This is a genomic window from Nocardia sp. bgisy134, assembly GCF_057708325.1.
The window spans coordinates 163210-182378 of the sequence record NZ_JBYIRW010000019.1 but is presented as its reverse complement, the minus strand read 5'-3'; the positions used below and the strand labels follow the sequence as shown (position 1 = coordinate 182378).

The window sequence follows — 19169 nt, the reverse complement described above, 5'->3', positions numbered from 1 at the left end:
ATAGCTATCCTATCCGCTCCAGCGCCTTGACAAGAAAATGCAATTCAACCGCCCGATTGCTATTGTTTCCCCAATTATGGGAATTCATCTCGGTCATTGCTGCACGAGATTTAGAGATCAGATCCGCTCGGAGATCCGCATTTGAATTGATCTCATCTAACACGCGACGCATTTGAGTATCCGTTGGAAGGCCATGTGACATCCTGATTCCTTCCACACCTACTGTCCCGTCATGGTGGGCAAAGACTCGAACCTCGTTTCGCCCGATGTGTACGTGAGCGCCCTTCGTTGCCCAGTCCGAATCCATCGGAGAGACCCGGACCGGACAATTCGGCACCAGACCCAGCGGGTCAGACCACACCAAGGGGTTGTGTGGATAAGTTTCAGGATTGGGCGCTGGAACCAGCCCGAGCGGGTCGCCGGTGAGATAGCGACCGATCACCGGGTCGTATGCTCGGAAAAAATTGTAATGGAGGCCGGTTTCGGGATCATGGTACTGGCCGGGAAGCCGCAGCGGAGTAGAGGCGATGCCTTGCCAGGTGGTCGCGCCCCAGAGTTCGGTGGTCGCGGAGCCAACGGTCTGCCCGGTAGCCGGGTCTACGAGTTCGGTAGGGGTGCCGACGAGGTCCGTGATAATGGCGAAGAATTCGCGGTCGATAGTGGTTTGGGTGATCGGCCTGTGAGTTTTCGGCTGGTGATTCCAGCGCAGCACGCCCTGTGGGTGCATCTGTTCGATCAGGTGGGTCCGGTCCCATGTGTAGTCGGTGCGCTCGAGGACCGCGCCGTCGTTCATGAGGTGTTGTTTGGAGGTGCGACGGCCGAAGGCGTCGTAGGTGTAGTGCCACCACTGCCGGTCCGGCGTATACACATCGGTCAGCTGGTCGAAAGCGTTGTAGCGGTAGTGCCAGATGTCGGGTTTGCGGGATAGGCGGGTGGTTTCCTTGCGGATGAGGCGGCCGGCTTCGTCGTAGTGGTAGCGGGTGTGGCCGTCGCGGATGAGCAGGTTGTTGCGGTACTCGCGGCGGTTGTCGGTGGGGAAGTCGGTTCTGGTCGCGACAGCGGTGGCGCCGGTCGAATCCGGTGTGGTCGAGATGTTCTCGGGCAGTTGGCTGCTGGTGATGTTGCTGAGGGCGTCGTAGGCGTATCGCTCGGTGGTTCGCCCGTTGGCGGTGACCGTCGTGACGCGGCCGATCGCGTCGAGGGCGTAGTCACGAACGACGCGTACGGTGTCCGGGCGGGTGGTGGTGTGCGTGGCGATGTATCCGTCTGGGCGCCAGGTGTAGTCGTCGCGGCGGAGGAGGCTCGGAGCGTGCGGGATCGAGGGATCGTGGGCGGGCGCGGGGTCCGCGTGCACTTGCTGCTGGGTGACGAAGCCGTGCGATGAGAGTGTCTGGTCGACGGTGATCGCACCGAGACGCCAGCCGGTGCTGCGGCCAGCCGCGTCGTGGGCGAAGGCGATGGAGTGGCCGTCGGTGGTAAGCCCGGTGATGCGGCTGGTGTGGTCGTGCTCCCAGGTGGTTGTCGAGCCGGACGGGTTCGTTCGACCGATGCGACGGCCGTGGTCGTCGTACTGGAAGTGCATCGCCGGGCGGTCGTCGACACGTTGGGAAGCGAGGCGGCCTTCGGCGGTGTAGGTGGATTCGACGGTGTGCGTGCGGTCGTTGCCGACGCCGGATACCGCGGTGAGAGGCCGTCCCACCACATCGTGGGAGTACCGAACCCATTCGCCGGTCTCGGCGTGCACTTCGATCAGCCGCCCGAGGATGTCGTAGCGGTTGCGCCTGGTTACGCCGGTGGCAGCGGTAATCGCCGAGACTCGCCCGGCGGCGTCGAAGTCGTATCGGGTCTGCGCGCCGGTGTAGTCGACTTCGCTGACGATCCGCCCGGCCGGGTCGTAGGTGTAGCGCCACGTGTGGCCGAGTGGGTTCACCACTGCGACCATTCGACGTTCGGTGTCCCACGTGTACCGGGTGACAGTCTGATCAGGCTCCGTGCGCGAGGTCAGTAGGTCGAACGCGCCGTAGGTGAAGCGCGTCTGCCCGCCTGCACGATCGATGTGGGTGCGGAGATTGCCTTCCCCGTCCCATTCCCACGTGGCCGTGTGGCCGTCGGAGTCCGTGCGGCACACGAGCTTTCCCTCGGGCGACCATTGATAGCGGGTGATCGCGTTCAGGGGGTCGATGACGGTGACGGGCCGGCCGAAATGGTCGCGAGTGATCCGCGAGATTCCGCCGTGCGGGTCCACGACGGTGATCGGCAGCCCGGCCGCATTCACTTCGATTGCCGTTCGCGCGTCAGTGGATTCGGTGATCGACGCGACGGCACCGGATCGGTGATGGGTATGCACGGTGCGCACACCCGCGCTGTCGACGATCGCGGCGAGGTTTCCTTGTTCGTCGTATTCGAAGCGCCTGACGGACCCATCGGCGCCGGTGATCGCGACAGGCCGGTTGCGGACCTGGTACTCGACGGTGATCGTCGCCTCGTCCGGGCGAGTGACCGCAGCGAGGTCGCCGTCACCGGTGTACTCGTAACGAGTGATCGCGCCGTCGGCGGCGATCACTCGGACGGGCTTCCGGTCGTCGTTGTAGTCGGTGTGGGTGCGGGCTCCTGCCGGATCGATCGTGTCCCGCAACCGCAGGTCGTCGTCGAATTCGAAGATGGTGACCGCGCCGAGGGAATTCGTGAACGTTGTGCGGCTGCCAGACCCGTCGGGAAGTGTGTCGTAGCCGAACTCGGCCGACATGATGCCGTTGGTACCGTGCTGGCGGATGACGCGTCCGGCACCGTCGTAGACGTTGTGCATCTGGTTGTCGTTGGAGTCCGTCCACGACAGCATCCGATGCTGATCGTCATAGGTGTAGCGGGTAGTAGCGCCGACACCGTTGGTGATCGACACCAACTCGCCCGCTTCGTACGCGAATTCGCGAACACGAGTGGTGATCTCGGTGCCGTAGGCATCGCGACCGAGCACCGAAAGCGCCGTGACTCGCCCGTCGGCGGTGTCCACTCGCACGCGGTAGCCGCCGGAATGGGTGACTTCGGTCGGCGTGCCGTCGATGTCGTAGTGGAAGCGGACCTCGTTGTGGTGGCGGTCGGTGATCGCGGTGATCGGGTAGTCGCCGAGCAGAGTGGGCAGTGCGCTGTGGGTGGGATCGGGCGTGAAGTGCCAGGTGATTTCGCGATCGGGGTCGAAGACCCGGTATCCACCCGATTCGGTGCGGGTCATCGTCCAGCGCGGTGAACGGCCCGAGGGAAGCACGGCGATGTCGGGCGCGGTGTGCGGGTAGGCGAGGAGCATTCCGTCTTCGCCGACGAAGGTCACGCCCTGCTGATCGACCACCACGCGCATGTCCAGGGTCGCCGACCACGATGGGCCGAACCAGCGTCCGAACCGGTAGCTCGACCGATGCCTGCGGCGCAGTTCGAGGTTCAGTACTCCGGGCAACTCCACATCGGTTTCCGGCAGCAGGAATTCACCGGTCGCGGCGTCAACCGGGTCACCGCAGCTGTTGACATCCTCCGGCTTCTGCGTGTCCTTCGGATTGTTGGTCCGTGCTTCGTCCCCCACGCCCTCGTTCGACTTCTTCGGGCTGCTGGGATTGTCGGTCTTGCTCGGCGAATTCGTGCCCGCCGGATTCGTACTGTCGGGCGAATTATTCGGCGAATCAGGCTGTTTCGACGGGGTGTCGGAGGGCTTCGTCTCCGCGCTAGCGGGCTTGGTGTCGGTGTTGGCGGGTTTCGTATCCGTCGATGCCGGTGTCGTGTCGGTGTCGTTGGTCGTCTTCTTCGACGGACGAGCGCCCGTCGGGGTACCGCCGCGCTTCCCCGTGAGTTTCCTGATGATGGAGGCGAACGCGTCTTTCAGCTTGCGTAGCAACGGGGTCAGCTTCGACATGGTGCTGGCGAGCTTGCGGAACAGCTTGGAAATCGTGGTCAACGTCTTGGCGACGTAGACAGTTGCCTGCATTGCCACCACCGGGGTGCCGACGCCGAGCGTGAAGATCGCCTCCGCGGCCCACACGGCCAGCCTTCCGACCGCCTGAGCGACGATGTCGCGCACCATCATGCGCACCGCGGCCACCACACCGCCCGCCATCTGAATGGCCTGCGACGCCGCCTCGGCCGCCTTCGTCGCGGCGGCCAGCGCGTCGGCGGTCTCGGCTGCCCGCGCTCGATAAGCGGTCGCTGTCGCGCCCTGCCACTCGGAGATGTCCTTCTCGACCGCCTGCTTGTGCGCCTCGGCCGCCTCGTTGATCTTCTCCGAAACATTGCTCCAGGTCTTGGCATACGCCTCGATCTGATCCGGATCACCGGCGACCCAGTTCAATGCCTCCTGCAACGGCTCGACATGCTCGATCAGCCACCCGACACCGAAACCAGCCAGCGTGCCCAGCGGATCGACCACCACGGCGGCGACCTCGAGTCCGACGCCGACGACGCCCAGACCCGCCTCTACCCACGAGCCGGACGAAATCGCCTCGTAGGTATCCGAAACCGTCTCGAAAAGCGTGACGCCCGAATACCACTCGGTGGAGTCCTCGGCCTGCGCGATCAGCGGATTCGACTGGCCGTCACTCACTTGGTGGACCCGTTCGGCTCGACCGCCTTCAGGTTGCTCGCATTCGAACTGTCGGTGCTCTCGTAGCCGTCGGCCACCGTCCGCAGCTTCCCCGCGTCCTCACCGACGGCCGTCACGGCGGCCTCCAGCGCCGCGATCCCGTCGGACTCGACCGAATCCACGAACAACGGCGGCAGAAACGCACAGATCTTGCCGAACGCCTCGGTGGGAGCCGACACCGCCTTCGCCGCCTCCAACGCCTGCCCCAGAGGCTCGGCCAGCTTCGCCACATTCGACGCGTGCGTACGGACCCGCTCCGGATCGACGTTCAGGTTTTCGGCCATGAAGCACCACCTCCCCCACCCGGGTCCTCCCCCGGGTCGAAACCTTCTGTGGCACCGCACGAATGCCCACGATGATCATAGCTAGACGTCATCGTCGGCCACGGCGACCAGCAATCGCTGTGCGAGAGTGCCTGTCAGCACTACGAACCGCACCGATGCCGGGCACACAAAAGGAAGCTCCGGACGAAACTCTCGTCGCCCGGAGCCAACTTCGTTGATCACCTGCGCATCCGAGCGCTGACTACCTCGCCACCGCCGACCAGCCGTAGTACGTCACGGATGCACCCGGAGCCACCGTCGCGGTGGGTTCACCTGTGCAGTCGTTGGTCGCGAACACCAGGAATTCGCGCTTGCTGCGGTTCTGGAAGTGGATGTCACGCGGGAAGCCGCTGGCCCAGCACGAGTCCAGGTTGCTCAGCTCCAGCTGGTTGTCGATGATCACCACTTCTCGACCGTCCCCGCCCCCGAACGATCCGGTGGGGATGGCCGAGGCGGTGGAAGCCGCGAGGGACGCCGCTGTGCAGCACCACCCACTCCTCCGTGGCCCGGGGATCAGCTCGCTTCCCGTGGGTGCACAGTCCGCCAATGGTCGGCGATATCGATGCGGCGGGTGATCCACACGCGGTCGTTGGACTGCACGTGGTCGAGGAAGCGCTCGAGGGCGGCGGTGCGGGCGGGGCGGCCGACGAGGCGGCAGTGCAGGCCGATGGAGAGCATCTTCGGACTGCCTTCCGCCCCTTCGCGATACAGCACATCGAAGGCGTCGCGCAGGTGGGCGAAGAACTGCTCGCCGCTGGGGAAGCCTGCCGGGGAGGCGAAGCGCATGTCGTTGGTGTCGAGGGTGTAGGGCACCACCAGGTGATCGCGGCCGCGAACGGTTACCCAGTAGGGCAGGTCGTCGGCGTAGGAATCGGAGTCGTAGACGAAACCGCCGTGCTCGACGACCAATTCGCGAGTGTTCGGTGAATCGCGGCCGGTGTACCAGCCGCGCGGCGCGGCCCCGGTCAGCTCGGTGTGCACGCGCACCGCCTCGGCGAGGTGGGCGCGCTCGGTCTCGATATCGGTGAGCTGGTAGGACTTCCAGCGCAGGCCGTGGCAGGCGATCTCGTGGCCGAGTTCGGTGAATGCCGCCACCGCCTCCGGGTTGCGTTGCATCGCACTGGCCACCGCGAACACCGTCAGCGGAAGTCCGCGGCGCTCGAACACCCGGAGCACCCGCCACAGTCCGGCGCGGGAACCGTACTCGTAGAGCGACTCCATGCTCATGTGGCGATTCGGAAACGCCTCGGCCGGAGTGATTTCCGAGAGGAAGGTCTCCGAATGCGGGTCGCCGTCGAGCACGTTGTTCTCCCCGCCCTCCTCGTAGTTGAGCACGAACTGCACCGCGATACGCGCCGCATCCGGCCAGCGCGGGTCCGGCGGGTTCGGCCCGTATCCGACAAAGTCCCTCATGCACCCAGCTCCCTCATGCACCCAGCTCTCCGTACAACCGCAGCCGCGCGAGACCACCGTCGGGATAGATGTCGAGGCGTACCTCCTCGACCGAGGCCGCCATCGGCGTGATCGGGAATCGGTGCCTGGTGTCGGGCAGCAGTTCGGTGCGGGGCAGCAATTCCACCTCGGTGCCGTCGTTGGTGCGACCGGTGAGCCGCGCCGCGCCGGGGCTGTTGCCGAGAAAGTACGACGTGTCGATCTCGGCGAGCCGGATCAGACCCGGCCCCGCCAGACGGACACGCACCCAGTCGTTTCCGTCGTCGCGGCGACGCGCGGTTTCCCATCCGTCGCCCATGCACCGCGCCGAGCCCGGGTAGAGCAGCTGGTTCGGTGAACTGTAGAAGCGATTGGAGCAGTCCAGCACCAGCGCGCCGTTCTCCAGCGCCGCCAGGTCCAGCGGGCCGAGGCCGACCAGCGCCGGATCGGGCCGGCCTTCGCCGTGCACGCGCAGCCGCGCCACACCGCCGTCCGGATGCATGGTGAGTCGCACGTGGGTCCACCGCTTGTCGCTGTCCACGGGGAACGGATTGCGGGTGTCTCCGGCGACCGGTGCGTGGTCGATCAGAGTCACCCAATCATTCCGGCCCACAAGGGTTTCGGCGGGCGGATAGCCTCCGACCTCGAGCGCCGACAGCGAGACCGCTGGCGGATAGTTGCCCCGAAACCACGCGGTGTCCACCACGACGCCGCGGATCACCCCCGGCACACCGAGCCGCACGATGGCCGAGTCGTCGCCGGGCACGCCACGGTGCCTTCGGGTCTCCCACCCGTCGTAGATCTGGCCTTTGTGCCCGAAGGTGGACGGCCGATACTCGGGGGCGCCGGGATTGATCAAGTTCTCCTTCTCCGCGAAGAACTCGTCGTTGGCCCAGATCACCGCGCCGCCGAGCGGGCGGACCGCCAGATCGGGCAAGAGCGTGAAGTGCCCGTCGGCCTCGTTCATCGCTTCTCCCGCACGCCTGGATCACCGATCCACTCGCGGGCCGCCAGCGCCCGTAGTACCTCGTCGGTCAATTCCGGTGCTGCCGTGGTCAATTCCTCGCCGGACCGTGCGCCACAACGCAGCCCGCGCAGCACGGTGGCGGCCAGCGCCTCGGCGGTGGCGGGTTCGTCCACCACTCCCGAGGCCGCGTCGTGCCGCGCCAGGTAGGCCCGCAGCCGTGGCACCGCGACGTCGATCGCGCCGCGGAAGAACGCGTAGGTCGCCATCCACCGGGTGATCAGGTGTCCCGGGTGCATGTCCCAGCCCTGGTAATAGCCGCGGCGCAGTGCCCGGGTGACGAGCCGATGATGTTCGCGCAGTGCGGCTTCCGGTTCGGCGTCCGGCACGATCTGCGTGGAACCGTCGCACACCCAGACGCCGGTCTGCGCCGCGGCCGCCTGCATGACGGCCTTGGCGTGGTCGGCGGCGGGATGATCCAGCGCCTGGTCGGTGGCGGCCACCCCGCACGCCGCCGTGTAGTCGTAGGTGCCGAAATGCAATCCGGCGCAGCGTTTTCCGGACAGCTTGATCATCTTGGCGACCGGCACGCTGCCGTCGGACCCGACGATCGCCTGCGGGCTTTCGATCTGCAACTCGAAGCGCAACGTCGCGTCGGCGAGCCCCGTGCCACGCTCCAATCCCTCGCAGAGCGCGACGAGCGCCGAAACCTGCTCGGCGGCACGGATCTTCGGCACGGTGAAGACGAACCCTTCGGGCACTCCCCCCGCGGCGTCCAGCACGAGCTCGAGAGTGCGCAGGGCCCTGCGGCGTTCGATCCCCGCCAGTCCTTTGATCCGGATGCCGAATCCCGCTGGACCGTCGCCACCCGCGGCCCAGCCCGCCAGGATCTCGCCCGCCGCGGTGGCGGCGGCGTCCTCCTCCTCGTCCGAACGGAAACCGTAGCCGTCCTCGAAATCGATCCGCAGATCCTGGACCGGTTCGCGCAGCAGCCGCTCCCGTACCGCGGGCAGGGTCGCCGCGGTGTCGAGCTCGGCGAGCGGTTCGCGGTGGGCGTCCAGCAGCTCGACGGCCGCGGCGCCCCACTCCGCCGGTGTGTCCGCGCCCGCCCGGTCGGCGGGCACGTAGACGGTGTGGATCGGTTGCACCCTGCTCCCCGGCCCCGGGTAGCGCGCCCGCAGGTCGGCGTCGACGGCGTCGAGCATGGCCTCGATCCTGGCCCGGACGTTCTCCGGCAGGCGTGTCACGGTCACCGTTCCTCTCCCTCCTGCATGGCGCGCCAAACCCGGTCGGCCGTCATCGGCAGTCGATGCATGCGCACCCCCACGGCGTCGCGGATGGCGTTGGCCATGGCCGGGGCGACCGGGTTGTACGGCGACTCGCTCATCGATTTCGCGCCGAGCGGCCCGAGTTCGTCGGCGGTGTCGGCGAAGTAGACCTCGGTCGAGGGTAGATCGGCGAGCTGCGGAATGTGGTAATGCCGCAACGTCCGGGTGGTCACCACGCCGTGTTCGGAGCGCATGTCCTCGTAGAGCGCGGTACCGATGGCCTGGGCCACCCCACCCTCGACCTGGCCGCGGCACTGCACCGGGTTGAGCACGACGCCCGCGTCGGCGGCCTGGATCGATTGCAGGACGCGGACCCGGCCGGTAGCCCGCTCGACGGCGACCCGGAAGGCCTGCACGTTGAAGCTGACCGAGCGGGGAATGCCGGTGTGCTCGCCATGCGCCGCCAGCTCGCCCGCCGCCGCGAGCTTCATCATGGGGATCAGTCGATCACCGCACCGCACGCCGTCCGGACCGAGGTCGCAGTCGCCCACCGGTGTGTCCGCGAGTTCGGCGGCCCGCGCCAGTAGCAGATCCTTCAGCGCGAGCGCGGCGGCATAGGCGGCCTTGCCCGCGACCACGATGCCGGTCGACCCGAACGCGCCGGTGTCGTGGTCGACGCAGTCGGTGTCCGACTGCCGGATCGCGATGCGCGCCGCATCGGTGTGCAATGCGGCGGCGGCCAGCTGCGCGATTACGGTCGTCGTTCCGTTGCCGAATTCAGTTGTGCCTACCCTGATTTCGTAACAGCCGTCGGAGCGGAGCAGCGCGACGGCCGAGGAGCGGTGGCCGCGCGGCGGAATGGTCGCGATCATCGCCAACGCCATCCCCTCGCCCACCGACCACTCCGGGCCGGGCGCCGCTATCCCGTTGCCACGCACCAGAGCTCGTTGCGCGAGGTCGAGGCACTGATCGAGTCCGTAACTGCCGAACACCAGATCCCCCGGGTCCGGTGCGGCGCCGACGAACGCGTCACCGGGCACGACCACATTGCGCCTGCGGAAATCGAACGGGTCGATGCCGAGCTCTCGGGCCAGTTCGTCGAACGCCGATTCGACGGCGTAGATGATCTGACCGAGCCCGTAACCGCGGAACGCGCCGGAAGGGATGTTGTTGGTGTAGACCGCCGTGGCGTCCACGCGTTTGTTCGCGCACCGGTACACCTCGATCGATTCGCTCACCCCGTGATACATCACGCCCGGGCTGTGATTCCCGTAGGCGCCCGCGTCGGAGAGCACGTCGACGGCCAGGGCGGTGAGCACGCCGTCCGCGTCCGCGCCCGCGGTGACGGCGACCCGCATCGGGTGCCTGGTGGTGGCGCTGGTGAACTCGGCGGAGCGGGTGTACTCGTACTGCACCGGACGTCCCGTGCGCAGCACAGCGAGCGCGATGAGGTCCTCCACCAGCATTTCCTGTTTGGCGCCGAACCCGCCGCCGACTCGGGCGGCGAAGACCCGCACCCGATCGCGTTCCAGCCCGAACACGTGGCACAGCTCGTCGCGGACCAGGAACGGCACTTGCGTGCTGCACCGGACGACGAGCCTGCCTTCGGCGTCCAGCCACCCGATGCCGCCGTGCGTTTCGAGGTGCACGTGTTGCGCGCGGGGGGAATGCCACGTGCCGCGAACCACGCGCGCGGCGGCGGCCAGTCCCGCCTCGATATCCCCTACGCCGCCGTGCAATTCGGCGACCACATTGCGCGCGGGATCGGCGATGCGCGCCGAATCGGGTTTGTCGGCATGCAGTTTCGGCGCGTCCTCGGCCAGTGCGTCCTCCGGATCGAACACGGGGGGCAGCAGCTTGTACGTGACCCGCAGGGCGCGGCAGCCCGCCGAAGCAGTCTCCATACTGTCCGCGACCACGGCGGCCACGCGCTGTCCGACGAAACGCACGGTGCGGTCGAGGACGAACGTGTCGTCCGGGTCGTCGGCGCGCGACTCGTGCCTGGCCGTGGAGAACGGCACCGAGGGCGAGTCGGCGTAGGTCAGCACCGCCCGCACACCCGGAAGCGCCTCGGCGGCAGCGGTATCGATGGAACGGATACGCGCATGCGGGTGCGGGCTCGGGAGAACCGCGATGTGCAGTGGCGCGGTTGGGGGCGCGGTGGGGTCGTCGACGGCGGACAGCACGTCGAGAGTGAACGGCTCACGGCCGGTGACGATCCTGGGTCCTGCGGGCGCACGCACGCGGCCGCCGGATGGAAGCCGCTCGGGCACTACAGTTCCCGCTTGCGTGCCTTCGCCAACACGCGGCTTTTCGGGCGGACCCATCGACGCGGCTGGGCTTATGTCCGTTCGTTCCCCGTCACCTGTCAGCGCATCGCGAATCGCCCGATACCCGGTGCAGCGGCACAGGTTCCCCTTCAACAGTTCCGGAAGGTCGGCCGGGTCCGGCCCCGCTTCGGTTCCGCACTCCAAGCCCGCGCCCGTGACCACCATTCCCGCCGTGCAGAACCCGCACTGGAACGCCGCCTCGTCGAGGATTCGCCGCTGCACTGGATGCATCCGCTCCGTATCACCGAGCCCGGCCGCCGTGGTGATGGACCGGTCCGCGACGCGGTAGGCGGGGACGAGGCAGGAGTGCACCGTCACGCCGTCCAGCCACACCGAGCACGCGCCGCAGTCACCCGCGTCGCACCCCGTCTTCACGGCGAACCATCCGAGCTCGCGCAGCAGGGTGCGCAGACACTGACCGGGGCTCGGTTCGGCGTCGACGATGCGGCCGTCCAGCGCGAATTTCATGGCCGCCCACCGGGTTCGGCGCGGAGCTCGGCGGCCACCTCGGCGGCCAGCAGTCCCGTGACGTGCCTGCGCCAATCCGGCGCACCGTGCGGATCGTCGAACCACAGCGCCGGATCCACCTCGTCCAGCGCTTCGGCCACCGCCCGGTCGTCCGGCACGACCTGGAAGTCGAGCACGACCGGACGGGTGGTCGCCGCGGTGAGCGTCAGCACGCACCGGTCGCCGGGCTCGCGTCGACCCATCACCAGCGCGCCGGAGCGTCCGAGCGGCGCGAGCGCGATCTTCCGAAACGCGGTGCGCGCGAGCAGTGTCCGCTCCGGGACGGCGATCGAACGCAGCACCTCGCCCCGGCGCAGCACCGTCAGGCCGGGACCGATCACGAACTCCCGCAGCGGAATCAGGCGATCGCCACCCCCGGCCGCCCACACCAGTGCGACGCCGTCGAGCGCGACGAGCGCGGCGAGCACCGCACCGGCGGGCAGCGCGAGACACACGTTCCCGCCGACCGTCGCGCTGTGCCAGATCTTGTGCGAGGCCACCAGCGCGCGGCAGGCCTGCGCGAACAGCGCGGTCCCCGGCCATTGCGGCCACCGCGCGTCGCCACCGAGCTCGCGCCCGGGCGCGGCATCGGCGAACTGCGCCAGAGTGCAGGTCGCCGCGATCTCCAGCCCCTCGGTGGTGGTCGTGCACGCGGGCCAGCCCAGCTCGGTGATATCGACGAGCCGCACCAGCTGCGGCTGCGGCTCCGAGAACAGGAAGGTGCCCCCGGCCAGCACCCCCGTCGCCCCGCCGAGGGCGGCCAGGTCGGCCCGCCCCCTCGCCACCGTCACCTCCCGGATCGTGTCCAGGTCCACGTCGCTCACCTCGCTTCACAGCGCCCTGCCGCCACAGTAGGGGCCGCTGGTTGCCGCGGTGTTGCGCGACACCCGCCCCTGATTGCGCGTCGGTTACCTCGATCGTCCTCCGCGGCCCCATCGAAGGCACGCGCGGCGGACAAATCGGCCACCGAGCGGCGGCACCTTCTTGACCTGGTCAAAATGCCGCTGCTACCAAGGAGTTGTCCGGAGCGGCGGTGCGACGAAGCCCCCGTCCGGAGGAACATCCACGGCAGCGGGGAGGTGCTCGGTGGACCGAGCCGTCCGACCGGAACAGCGTCCTGGGGACAAGTACGGCATCGCCGAGCGTCGCAGGATCCGTGCCTTTCTGACCGGTCTCGGACTGACCGAACATCAACTGCTGGAGCCGCTGGCCGGTGAGCTGCGCCAGCGTGGATGCAGGCCGCGCCAGGCTTGGCGGCTGGCGAACGAACTGACCCAGAGTTCGGTCGCCGAGCGGTACAACCAGATCACCGACAACCCGCGGGCCACCATGCGGGCCAGCCGGATCTCGGAGTACGAGGCATGGCCGACGGCGGGATCCTCGGCCAGGCCGACCATCCGCGTGCTGAAGATCCTGTCGACCATCTACGGGACCAGCTGGGAGCAGCTGGTCGATCTCGCCGACCTGGAACTCATGCCCGCCGCCGAGCGCCTCGAATTCCAGGAGGCGATCGCCCGGCGCTCCGACGACCGGAGCCGGACCCCGGTGAGCGCAGGTCTGCCACCCGAAGTGCCGCATTTCACCGGCCGCGTCCTACCGAAGAAGGAACTGCACGAACGTGTGCACCGGCACCTGAACGGCGACGGACCCGCTGTCCACGTCATCGACGGACTGACCGGAATCGGCAAGTCGGCGCTCGCGAGATACGCGGTGGCCGCCTTCGCCAAGCACTATCCGGACGGCACGATCTGGGCCGACCTACACGGGCACACCGTCGGGCGGGACCCGCGCCCGCCCACCGACGTGCTGGAACAGCTGTTGCTCCAGATCGAGGTGCCGCGCGAGCGCATCGTCGACGATCTGACCGGCCGCGCCGCGCAGTGGCGCACCGCCATGCGCCAGCGCCGCATGCTCATCGTCTTCGACAACGTGCTCGACACCGCGCACGTCCGATGGCTGCTGCCGCAGGCCCCCGGCTGTCTGGTCCTGATCACCAGCCGTGGCAAGCTCACCGGTCTGGCCGAGGCCGCGCCGCTGCACTTGGACGTGATGGATTGGCGCGAAGCCGAGGAATTGCTGGTGAAGCTGGGCAATCTGCCGTCCGGGTACGACCGCGGCGCGGTGCGCCAGATCCTGGAGACCTCGGGACGGCTGCCGCTGGCGATCCGGCTGATCGGCGGCCAGATCGCCCACCACGGCGTCGATCTGCTCGCCGAGAGCGCCGCCGAGTTCGCCACCAGGGCTGAGGAGCTCAGGGGCGCACCGGGCGCGGACGCCTTCGGCGAATCGGTGGCCGCCTACATCCTCGATCGGTTCGCTGCCGAGGACGAGTCCCTTCGCGCCGCCTTCGAGACCTCGTACCAGCGATTGCAGACTCCGGCGCAGCGTCGCGCGGTGCGGATGCTCGGCTGGTTCCCCGGCCCCGAGATCACCGCCGAGTCGCTGGCCACGATGGCGAAGACAACACTCGGCGAAGCCAAGACGCTGATCCGTCAGATGTTCGAAGCGGGCTTTCTCGACCCAGCCGAGGGCGGTCCCGGCGGCTCGCGATACCGGATGCACGATGTGACCCGGCTGCTCGCCCGGTTGTACGCCGAGCGCGACGCCGCGCCGGGTGAGCACGCGAGGACCCTCGAACGCCTCATCGCGGCGGGGCTCGCGGTCGCCCGCCGGGCCGGACCACACCGCCCGCACGTCTCGACCAGAAGCGTCAGGCATCCCGCAGTCGAGGCGAACGGCAGCGAGGCAGAGCAGGCGGTGGCTTGGCTGCGCAGGGAACGGGAGATGCTGCTCGGGTGCATCGCCGCGACCGGTTCCACTGTCGCCGCAGCCGAACTCGCGATCCTCCTCGGAGCCGATGTGTTCGGTGAGGGACGCTGGTCGGACGCGCACTGGCTCTATCTCCGCGCGCTGGAGACGGCCACCGTCCTTCCGGATCCGGCCATCGAATGCGACGCGCTGAACGGCCTCGGCCACGTGGCGCGAATGGCATGCGCGTATCGCACCGCGCACGAGCACTTCGAGCGAGCCTTGGTGATCGCGCGCGACCTCGGCGACCCGGAGCGCCTGGCAACGACGATCTGGGGCTACGCCGAGGTGATCCGCCGCACGGGGGACTTCGAGAAGGCCATGCAGCACTACACCGATGCCGCCGCCCTCGCGCTGCGCACCGCCAACGACAAGCTGCGCGGCGATGCTCTGCGGGGCCAGGGCCACATCGCGCGGATGACCGGCGATCACGCCGCGGCGCAGCGGCACTATCAGGAGGCATTGCGTATCGCGCGCCGGATCGGTGACCCCACCGGCGAATGCTGGTCGCTGTGGGGCATCGGCAATATCACGCGGAAGTCCGGCGACTTCGATGCCGCGCGTCGCCGTTTCGTCGATGCGTACCGCATCGCCGCAGACATCGACGATTTCCTCTGCCAGGTCGACACGCTGCGCGGGCTCGGCCACGTCGAGCGCCGCTTCGGCGAATATGCTGCCGCGCAAGACTATTACGCGAAGTCGCGCGACCTCGCGCAACGAATCAGAGACCCGCACGGCGAGGCTGACGCCTTGCAAAGCCTCGGAAACGTCTTCGCCGATATGGGCCGCGATGCCGACGCGCGCGAGAATCTCTGTGCCGCTCTGGCGCTGTACGAACATCTGGGCGTACAGCTGACCGATCGAACACGCGCCGATATCGGGAGATTCGACTGCGGTTCGCAGCTCACCGAATAGGACGGACGCAAAGACCGCACGCGTCGTTCTCGAGACCGGCGCCGCATCCCTGCGCCCAATCGTGCGACAAGCAGCAGCGCGGCATCGATACCGAGGAGACCCACGCATTAGACCGGCGCCGAACGGCGGTCTCACACGCTGGACGGCAGACTCGCGCCGCCGATTGTGATGTTTTCCCCGTATCCCTGCCGTTTCAGCAGGTAACGCGCCCGCGGACGGCGAAGAAATCGGCTCGGGCCGTGGGATCGCGAACGGTGGACCGCGGCTGTCACCCTGATATCACCTCCCGAATGCGGCGAGCGCCGTCCCGGACGAAAGGGGTTCGTGCCATGGCGATTACGGCCTCGGAATGGCTGATGACCAGCGATGTGGCGCAGGAGGTCGCGTTCCGCGTCGACCTGCCGGAGACCGGGCGTGGGCGATGGGTTCTCTCCTACCTGCCGACCCACCGCAGGCTCACCCGCGCGCAAGCGCTCACCGGTCTGGCCCTCGCGGAACAGGTCCTGCTGGACCAGGATTCGGACACGCCGCCGTTCGACACCGAGATCGCCACGCTGCATGCCGCCGAGCTCGGCCTGACCCTGTACGAGGTGATGTGCCTGCTGGCGCTGCGCGCCGGACCGCAAATCGTCGATCGCCCCGGATCGACGGCCGACCAGGAGACCGCGAACACTGTCGCAGAGGGGACGACAGTGTTCGCGGCCTGACCGCGAAACCCGGTGTCCCCCAGCGATTCACCGCGCCCCGGCCACCAGCACCGCTTGCGCTCGCGCCACGTCGCGGCCGACCGATTCCTCGTCCACCGTGCGCACCTCCCCGTCGCGGACCACCTCGCGGCCGTTCACGAGCAAGGCGGCCAGTGGGGGCGGGGAGCCGAGGATCAGGGCGGTGACGGGGTCGTCTATGCCCGCGTGCGCCGGGGTGTCGAGCCGCCACAGTGCCAGGTCGGCGAGCTTTCCCGGTTCGATGGAGCCGATCTCGGCGGCGCGGCCGAGTACCCTGGCGCCGCCCATGGTGGCCAGCTCGAGTGCGGTGCGCACGGTCATCGCGCGCGGGCCACGGGCGGCGCGGGCGTAGAGCAGGGCGTTGCGGGGTTCCTCGATCATCGAGCCTGCCTCGTTGCTCGCGGCGCCGTCGACGCCGAGCCCGACCGTCGCGCCCGCGACGAGCAGGTCGGGGATCCGGGCGATACCGGCGCCGAGGCGTCCGTTGGAGGTCGGGCAGTGCGCGATGCCGGCGCCCGCCTCCGCGATGGTGGCGATCGCGGCGTCGTCGAGGTGGACGGCGTGGGCGTACCAGACGTCAGGGCCGATCCAGCCCAGCCGCTCCAGATACCGCGCGGGCGTGCAGCCGTAGGTGGCGAGGCAGTAGTCCTGCTCGTCGAGGGTTTCGGCGAGATGGGTGTGCAGCCGCACGCCCTCGGCCCTGGCCAGGGCGGCGGACTCGCGCAACAGGTCCGCCGTCACCGAGAACGGGGAGCAGGGCGCCAGCGCGATGCGGACCATGGCGTCGAAGGACGGGTCGTGCCAGCGGGCGATCGCGTCGGCGCTCGCGGCGAGGACGGCGTCCAGCGACTCCACCACGGAGTCGGGCGGCAGACCGCCCGCGCTCACGCCGAGGTCCATCGCGCCGCGGCAGGGATGGAAGCGCAAGCCGACCGTCGCGGCCGCGGCGATCTCCGCGGCGAGCAGATCGCCGCCGCCGCGCGGGAACACGTAGTGGTGGTCGGCGGTCGTGCTGCAACCCGTGCGCGCGAGGGCGGCGAGCGCGCCGGTGGCGGCGATCCGCACCGACTCCTCGTCGATGCCCGCCCAGATCGGGTACAGCGTGGTCAGCCAGTCGAACAGGCTCGCGTCGGCGGCGAGACCCCTGGTGATCCACTGATAGAGGTGGTGGTGGGTGTTGACCAGCCCCGGGGTGAGCAGGCAGCCGCGCCCGTCGATGCGCGGCACGTCCAGGTCGGGCGCCTCACCCGGCCCCACCGCGCCGATTCGATTACCGTGCAGCACGACGTGGCCGCGGGGATACTCGGTGCCCGCCGCGTCGACGGTGACCACCGCGCAGCCGTCGATCACCAGCGTCGGTGCCTGGCTCACTGCTCCCACGCCTGCCCCGCGTCCGGCGCGTCCGCGCGCGCCACCGTGGCCTCGATGAGGCCGTACGGCCGGTCGGCCGCGTAGTACACCTCGCCGCGGTTCTCGATGCCGAATCTGCCGAGGTCGTAGTCGAAGTGGTGCTTGTTGGGCGCGGCCAGTCGGATCTCGGCGAGCACCGGGAACGACTCGAGCGCGGCCTTGCCCATCTCGAACAGCGTCTGCTGCAAGGCTTTCGAATGCTGGGTCGCGAAGACCGCCACCAGCCGGGCGCGGATGCCCGCGTAGATCGCGTCCCAGTCGACCCCTTCGGTGTCGGCGAAGCGCCACCGTGCGACCAGCGAGGTGGCCAGCATCCGGTCGCGGGTCGGCTCGAGCACGGTGAACTCGTCGGTGAGAAAGTCGGCGAACTCCGAACCGGTCGACTTCAGGATCACCAGGTCGCGCACGCCGCCGAGCACCCAGGCGCGCTGGGCGTCTCCCTTGCCCGCGACCGTCACCCGCGCCGTGCGCACCTCGGGCCCCTGCCGCGTCCAGGTGAAGTCGTGCTCCGCGCCGTTCACCGAAACCCGTTGCCAGGCATACTCCTCCACCTCGACGCCCGCGCTGGTGACCGGCTCGATGTCGTCGACGAAATGCCGAGCCAGCGCCAGCGCGTAGTCCTCCACGGGCTGCAAGCCGGGCTTCTTCGCGTAGGCGTACGCGGTCTGCTTCTGGCTGTCGGTGGGCAGCACCTTGGACTGGTCGCCCGCGGTGTAGGCGTCGGCGAAATCCCCGCGCAGCACCGTGGAGACGTTCACGTCGCGGATCTCGTGGCGCGGGCCGTCGCGGTAGATCCGGACGATCCGGTTCTCCGCCTTGCCGTATCGGTTGTCGGACAGCACGATCGGGCCGGACAGGGTCATGCTCAGCTCCCTCGGTAGGTGGAGAAGGCGTACGGCGACAGCAGCAGCGGGACGTGGTAGTGGCGCTCGCGGCCGACCACGAACGCGATGGAGACCTCCGGATAGAACGTCTCGATGTGCTGCCGCCCGAAGTAGGTGCTCGTGTCGAAGACGATCCGGTAGACGCCGGGCGTGAGGTCGGCTCCCAGGCCGTCGATCCGGCCGTCGGCATCGGTCGCGCCCGCACCGACGACCGCGTCACCCGCGAACAGGGTGACCGCCATTTCCGCGGCGGGCGCGCCGCGCACGGCGTCGAGGACGTGTGTGCTGAGTGTGCTCATGCCTCCGCCTCGCTGACGCTCGGCTCCGGCATGCGCACCGCGCGCAGGCACACGATTCGCTCACTGCGTTCGCTCATGCCGACTCTCCGAGCAACCGCCGCAAGCGGATTCGATTGATCTTCGCCAATTCGGTTCGCATCACAGCCCTTTCGGTCGACGGATCGTTGTGCAGCCGGGTGTTGAGCAGGTCGAGTAGTTCCGCGCCGGATCTGCCGGTCGCGCAGACCAGATAGCGGTGGCCGAACCGCTGCTCGTAGGCGCGGTTGCCCTCGGCGAGCGCGGCGCGCACCGCGTCGGTCGACGCTGCCACCCCGGACTGTTCCCGGGCCGAGGCCGCGCTGTCGGTCCGGTCGCCGATGCGCGGATGCCCGGCCAGTGCGCGGTCGATCTCGTCCTCGGGGAGTGCGGCGAGCACGGTGTCGGCGGTCTCGTACAGATCGTCGGCGCTGCGGTACGGCCGTCCGGCGAGCACCCCGCGCGCCAAGGCGGGCGACGCGCAACAGGCGAGCAACACGGCGGTGGCCGCCGCGTCCGACAATGCGTTGAATCCGGTGATGCCGGCCGCCTCGTCCGTCATCGAACCAGCATCGAATACGGCGCGGCTGCGCGCCACCAGAAGGGCGGAGATCACCCTCGGCGTGTCGGACGACGCGCCCGCCGCCGGACAACCACCGTCCGCACCCA

14 protein-coding genes are annotated in these 19169 nt (G+C 68.6%); 2 read left to right on the top strand and 12 right to left on the bottom strand.

The window, feature by feature from the left end; genetic code table 11:
- Positions 1–4: 4 nt before the first annotated feature.
- From AC3ERS_RS29125 to AC3ERS_RS29090, 8 genes are all read right to left on the bottom strand, one after another.
- Positions 5–4582 (bottom strand): DUF6531 domain-containing protein, encoded by a 4578-nt coding sequence (locus tag AC3ERS_RS29125; protein ID WP_431971305.1) that lies wholly within the window; start codon positions 4580–4582, stop codon positions 5–7.
- Positions 4579–4905 carry a type VII secretion target gene (locus tag AC3ERS_RS29120; protein WP_431971304.1) on the bottom strand — a complete coding sequence of 109 codons (327 nt, stop codon included), beginning with the start codon at positions 4903–4905 and terminating at the stop codon, positions 4579–4581. The genes AC3ERS_RS29125 and AC3ERS_RS29120 overlap by 4 nt, the downstream gene beginning before the upstream one ends.
- A 241-nt stretch (positions 4906–5146) precedes the next feature.
- Positions 5147–5350, bottom strand: coding sequence for a hypothetical protein (locus AC3ERS_RS29115; protein ID WP_431971303.1), 204 nt, complete (start codon positions 5348–5350; stop codon positions 5147–5149).
- Positions 5351–5457: 107 nt separating this feature from the next.
- Complete coding sequence (gene puuE / locus AC3ERS_RS29110) at positions 5458–6357, bottom strand: allantoinase PuuE (protein ID WP_431971302.1); 900 nt, start codon at positions 6355–6357, stop codon at positions 5458–5460.
- Between the two features lie 13 nt (positions 6358–6370).
- A complete protein-coding gene (gene alc / locus AC3ERS_RS29105; RefSeq protein WP_431971301.1) occupies positions 6371–7342 on the bottom strand; it encodes an allantoicase in 972 nt (323 codons plus the stop codon).
- Positions 7339–8592 (bottom strand): DUF6986 family protein, encoded by a 1254-nt coding sequence (locus tag AC3ERS_RS29100; RefSeq protein WP_431971300.1) that lies wholly within the window; start codon positions 8590–8592, stop codon positions 7339–7341. The genes alc and AC3ERS_RS29100 overlap by 4 nt, the downstream gene beginning before the upstream one ends.
- On the bottom strand, positions 8589–11405 hold the full coding sequence (locus tag AC3ERS_RS29095; RefSeq protein ID WP_431971299.1) for a molybdopterin-dependent oxidoreductase: 2817 nt from the start codon (positions 11403–11405) through the stop codon (positions 8589–8591). Before AC3ERS_RS29095 ends, AC3ERS_RS29100 begins: the two co-directional genes overlap by 4 nt.
- Complete coding sequence (locus AC3ERS_RS29090) at positions 11402–12259, bottom strand: FAD binding domain-containing protein (RefSeq protein ID WP_431971298.1); 858 nt, start codon at positions 12257–12259, stop codon at positions 11402–11404. The genes AC3ERS_RS29095 and AC3ERS_RS29090 overlap by 4 nt, the downstream gene beginning before the upstream one ends.
- A gap of 271 nt (positions 12260–12530) precedes the next feature.
- Here AC3ERS_RS29090 and AC3ERS_RS29085 point away from each other — a divergent pair, with 271 nt between their 5' ends.
- Both AC3ERS_RS29085 and AC3ERS_RS29080 read left to right on the top strand, forming a co-directional pair.
- Positions 12531–15167 carry a tetratricopeptide repeat protein gene (locus AC3ERS_RS29085; protein ID WP_431971297.1) on the top strand — a complete coding sequence of 879 codons (2637 nt, stop codon included), beginning with the start codon at positions 12531–12533 and terminating at the stop codon, positions 15165–15167.
- A gap of 329 nt (positions 15168–15496) precedes the next feature.
- The gene (locus AC3ERS_RS29080; RefSeq protein ID WP_431971296.1) at positions 15497–15874 is read left to right on the top strand and encodes a hypothetical protein; all 378 of its coding nucleotides are present in this window, start codon (positions 15497–15499) and stop codon (positions 15872–15874) included.
- Positions 15875–15901: 27 nt separating this feature from the next.
- Here AC3ERS_RS29080 and AC3ERS_RS29075 read toward each other — a convergent pair whose 3' ends face one another.
- The 4 genes from AC3ERS_RS29075 to uraD all read right to left on the bottom strand — a co-directional run bounded on the left by AC3ERS_RS29075 (position 15902) and on the right by uraD (position 19062).
- Complete coding sequence (locus tag AC3ERS_RS29075) at positions 15902–17272, bottom strand: 8-oxoguanine deaminase (protein WP_431971295.1); 1371 nt, start codon at positions 17270–17272, stop codon at positions 15902–15904.
- Positions 17260–18165: a factor-independent urate hydroxylase gene (gene pucL, locus AC3ERS_RS29070; protein ID WP_431971294.1), complete on the bottom strand. Its 906-nt coding sequence runs from the start codon at positions 18163–18165 to the stop codon at positions 17260–17262. The genes AC3ERS_RS29075 and pucL overlap by 13 nt, the downstream gene beginning before the upstream one ends.
- Before the next feature lie 2 nt (positions 18166–18167).
- Positions 18168–18485, bottom strand: coding sequence for a hydroxyisourate hydrolase (gene uraH / locus AC3ERS_RS29065; RefSeq protein ID WP_431971293.1), 318 nt, complete (start codon positions 18483–18485; stop codon positions 18168–18170).
- 73 nt (positions 18486–18558) lie between these two features.
- Complete coding sequence (gene uraD, locus AC3ERS_RS29060; RefSeq protein ID WP_431971292.1) at positions 18559–19062, bottom strand: 2-oxo-4-hydroxy-4-carboxy-5-ureidoimidazoline decarboxylase; 504 nt, start codon at positions 19060–19062, stop codon at positions 18559–18561.
- Between the last annotated feature and the right edge of the window lie 107 nt (positions 19063–19169).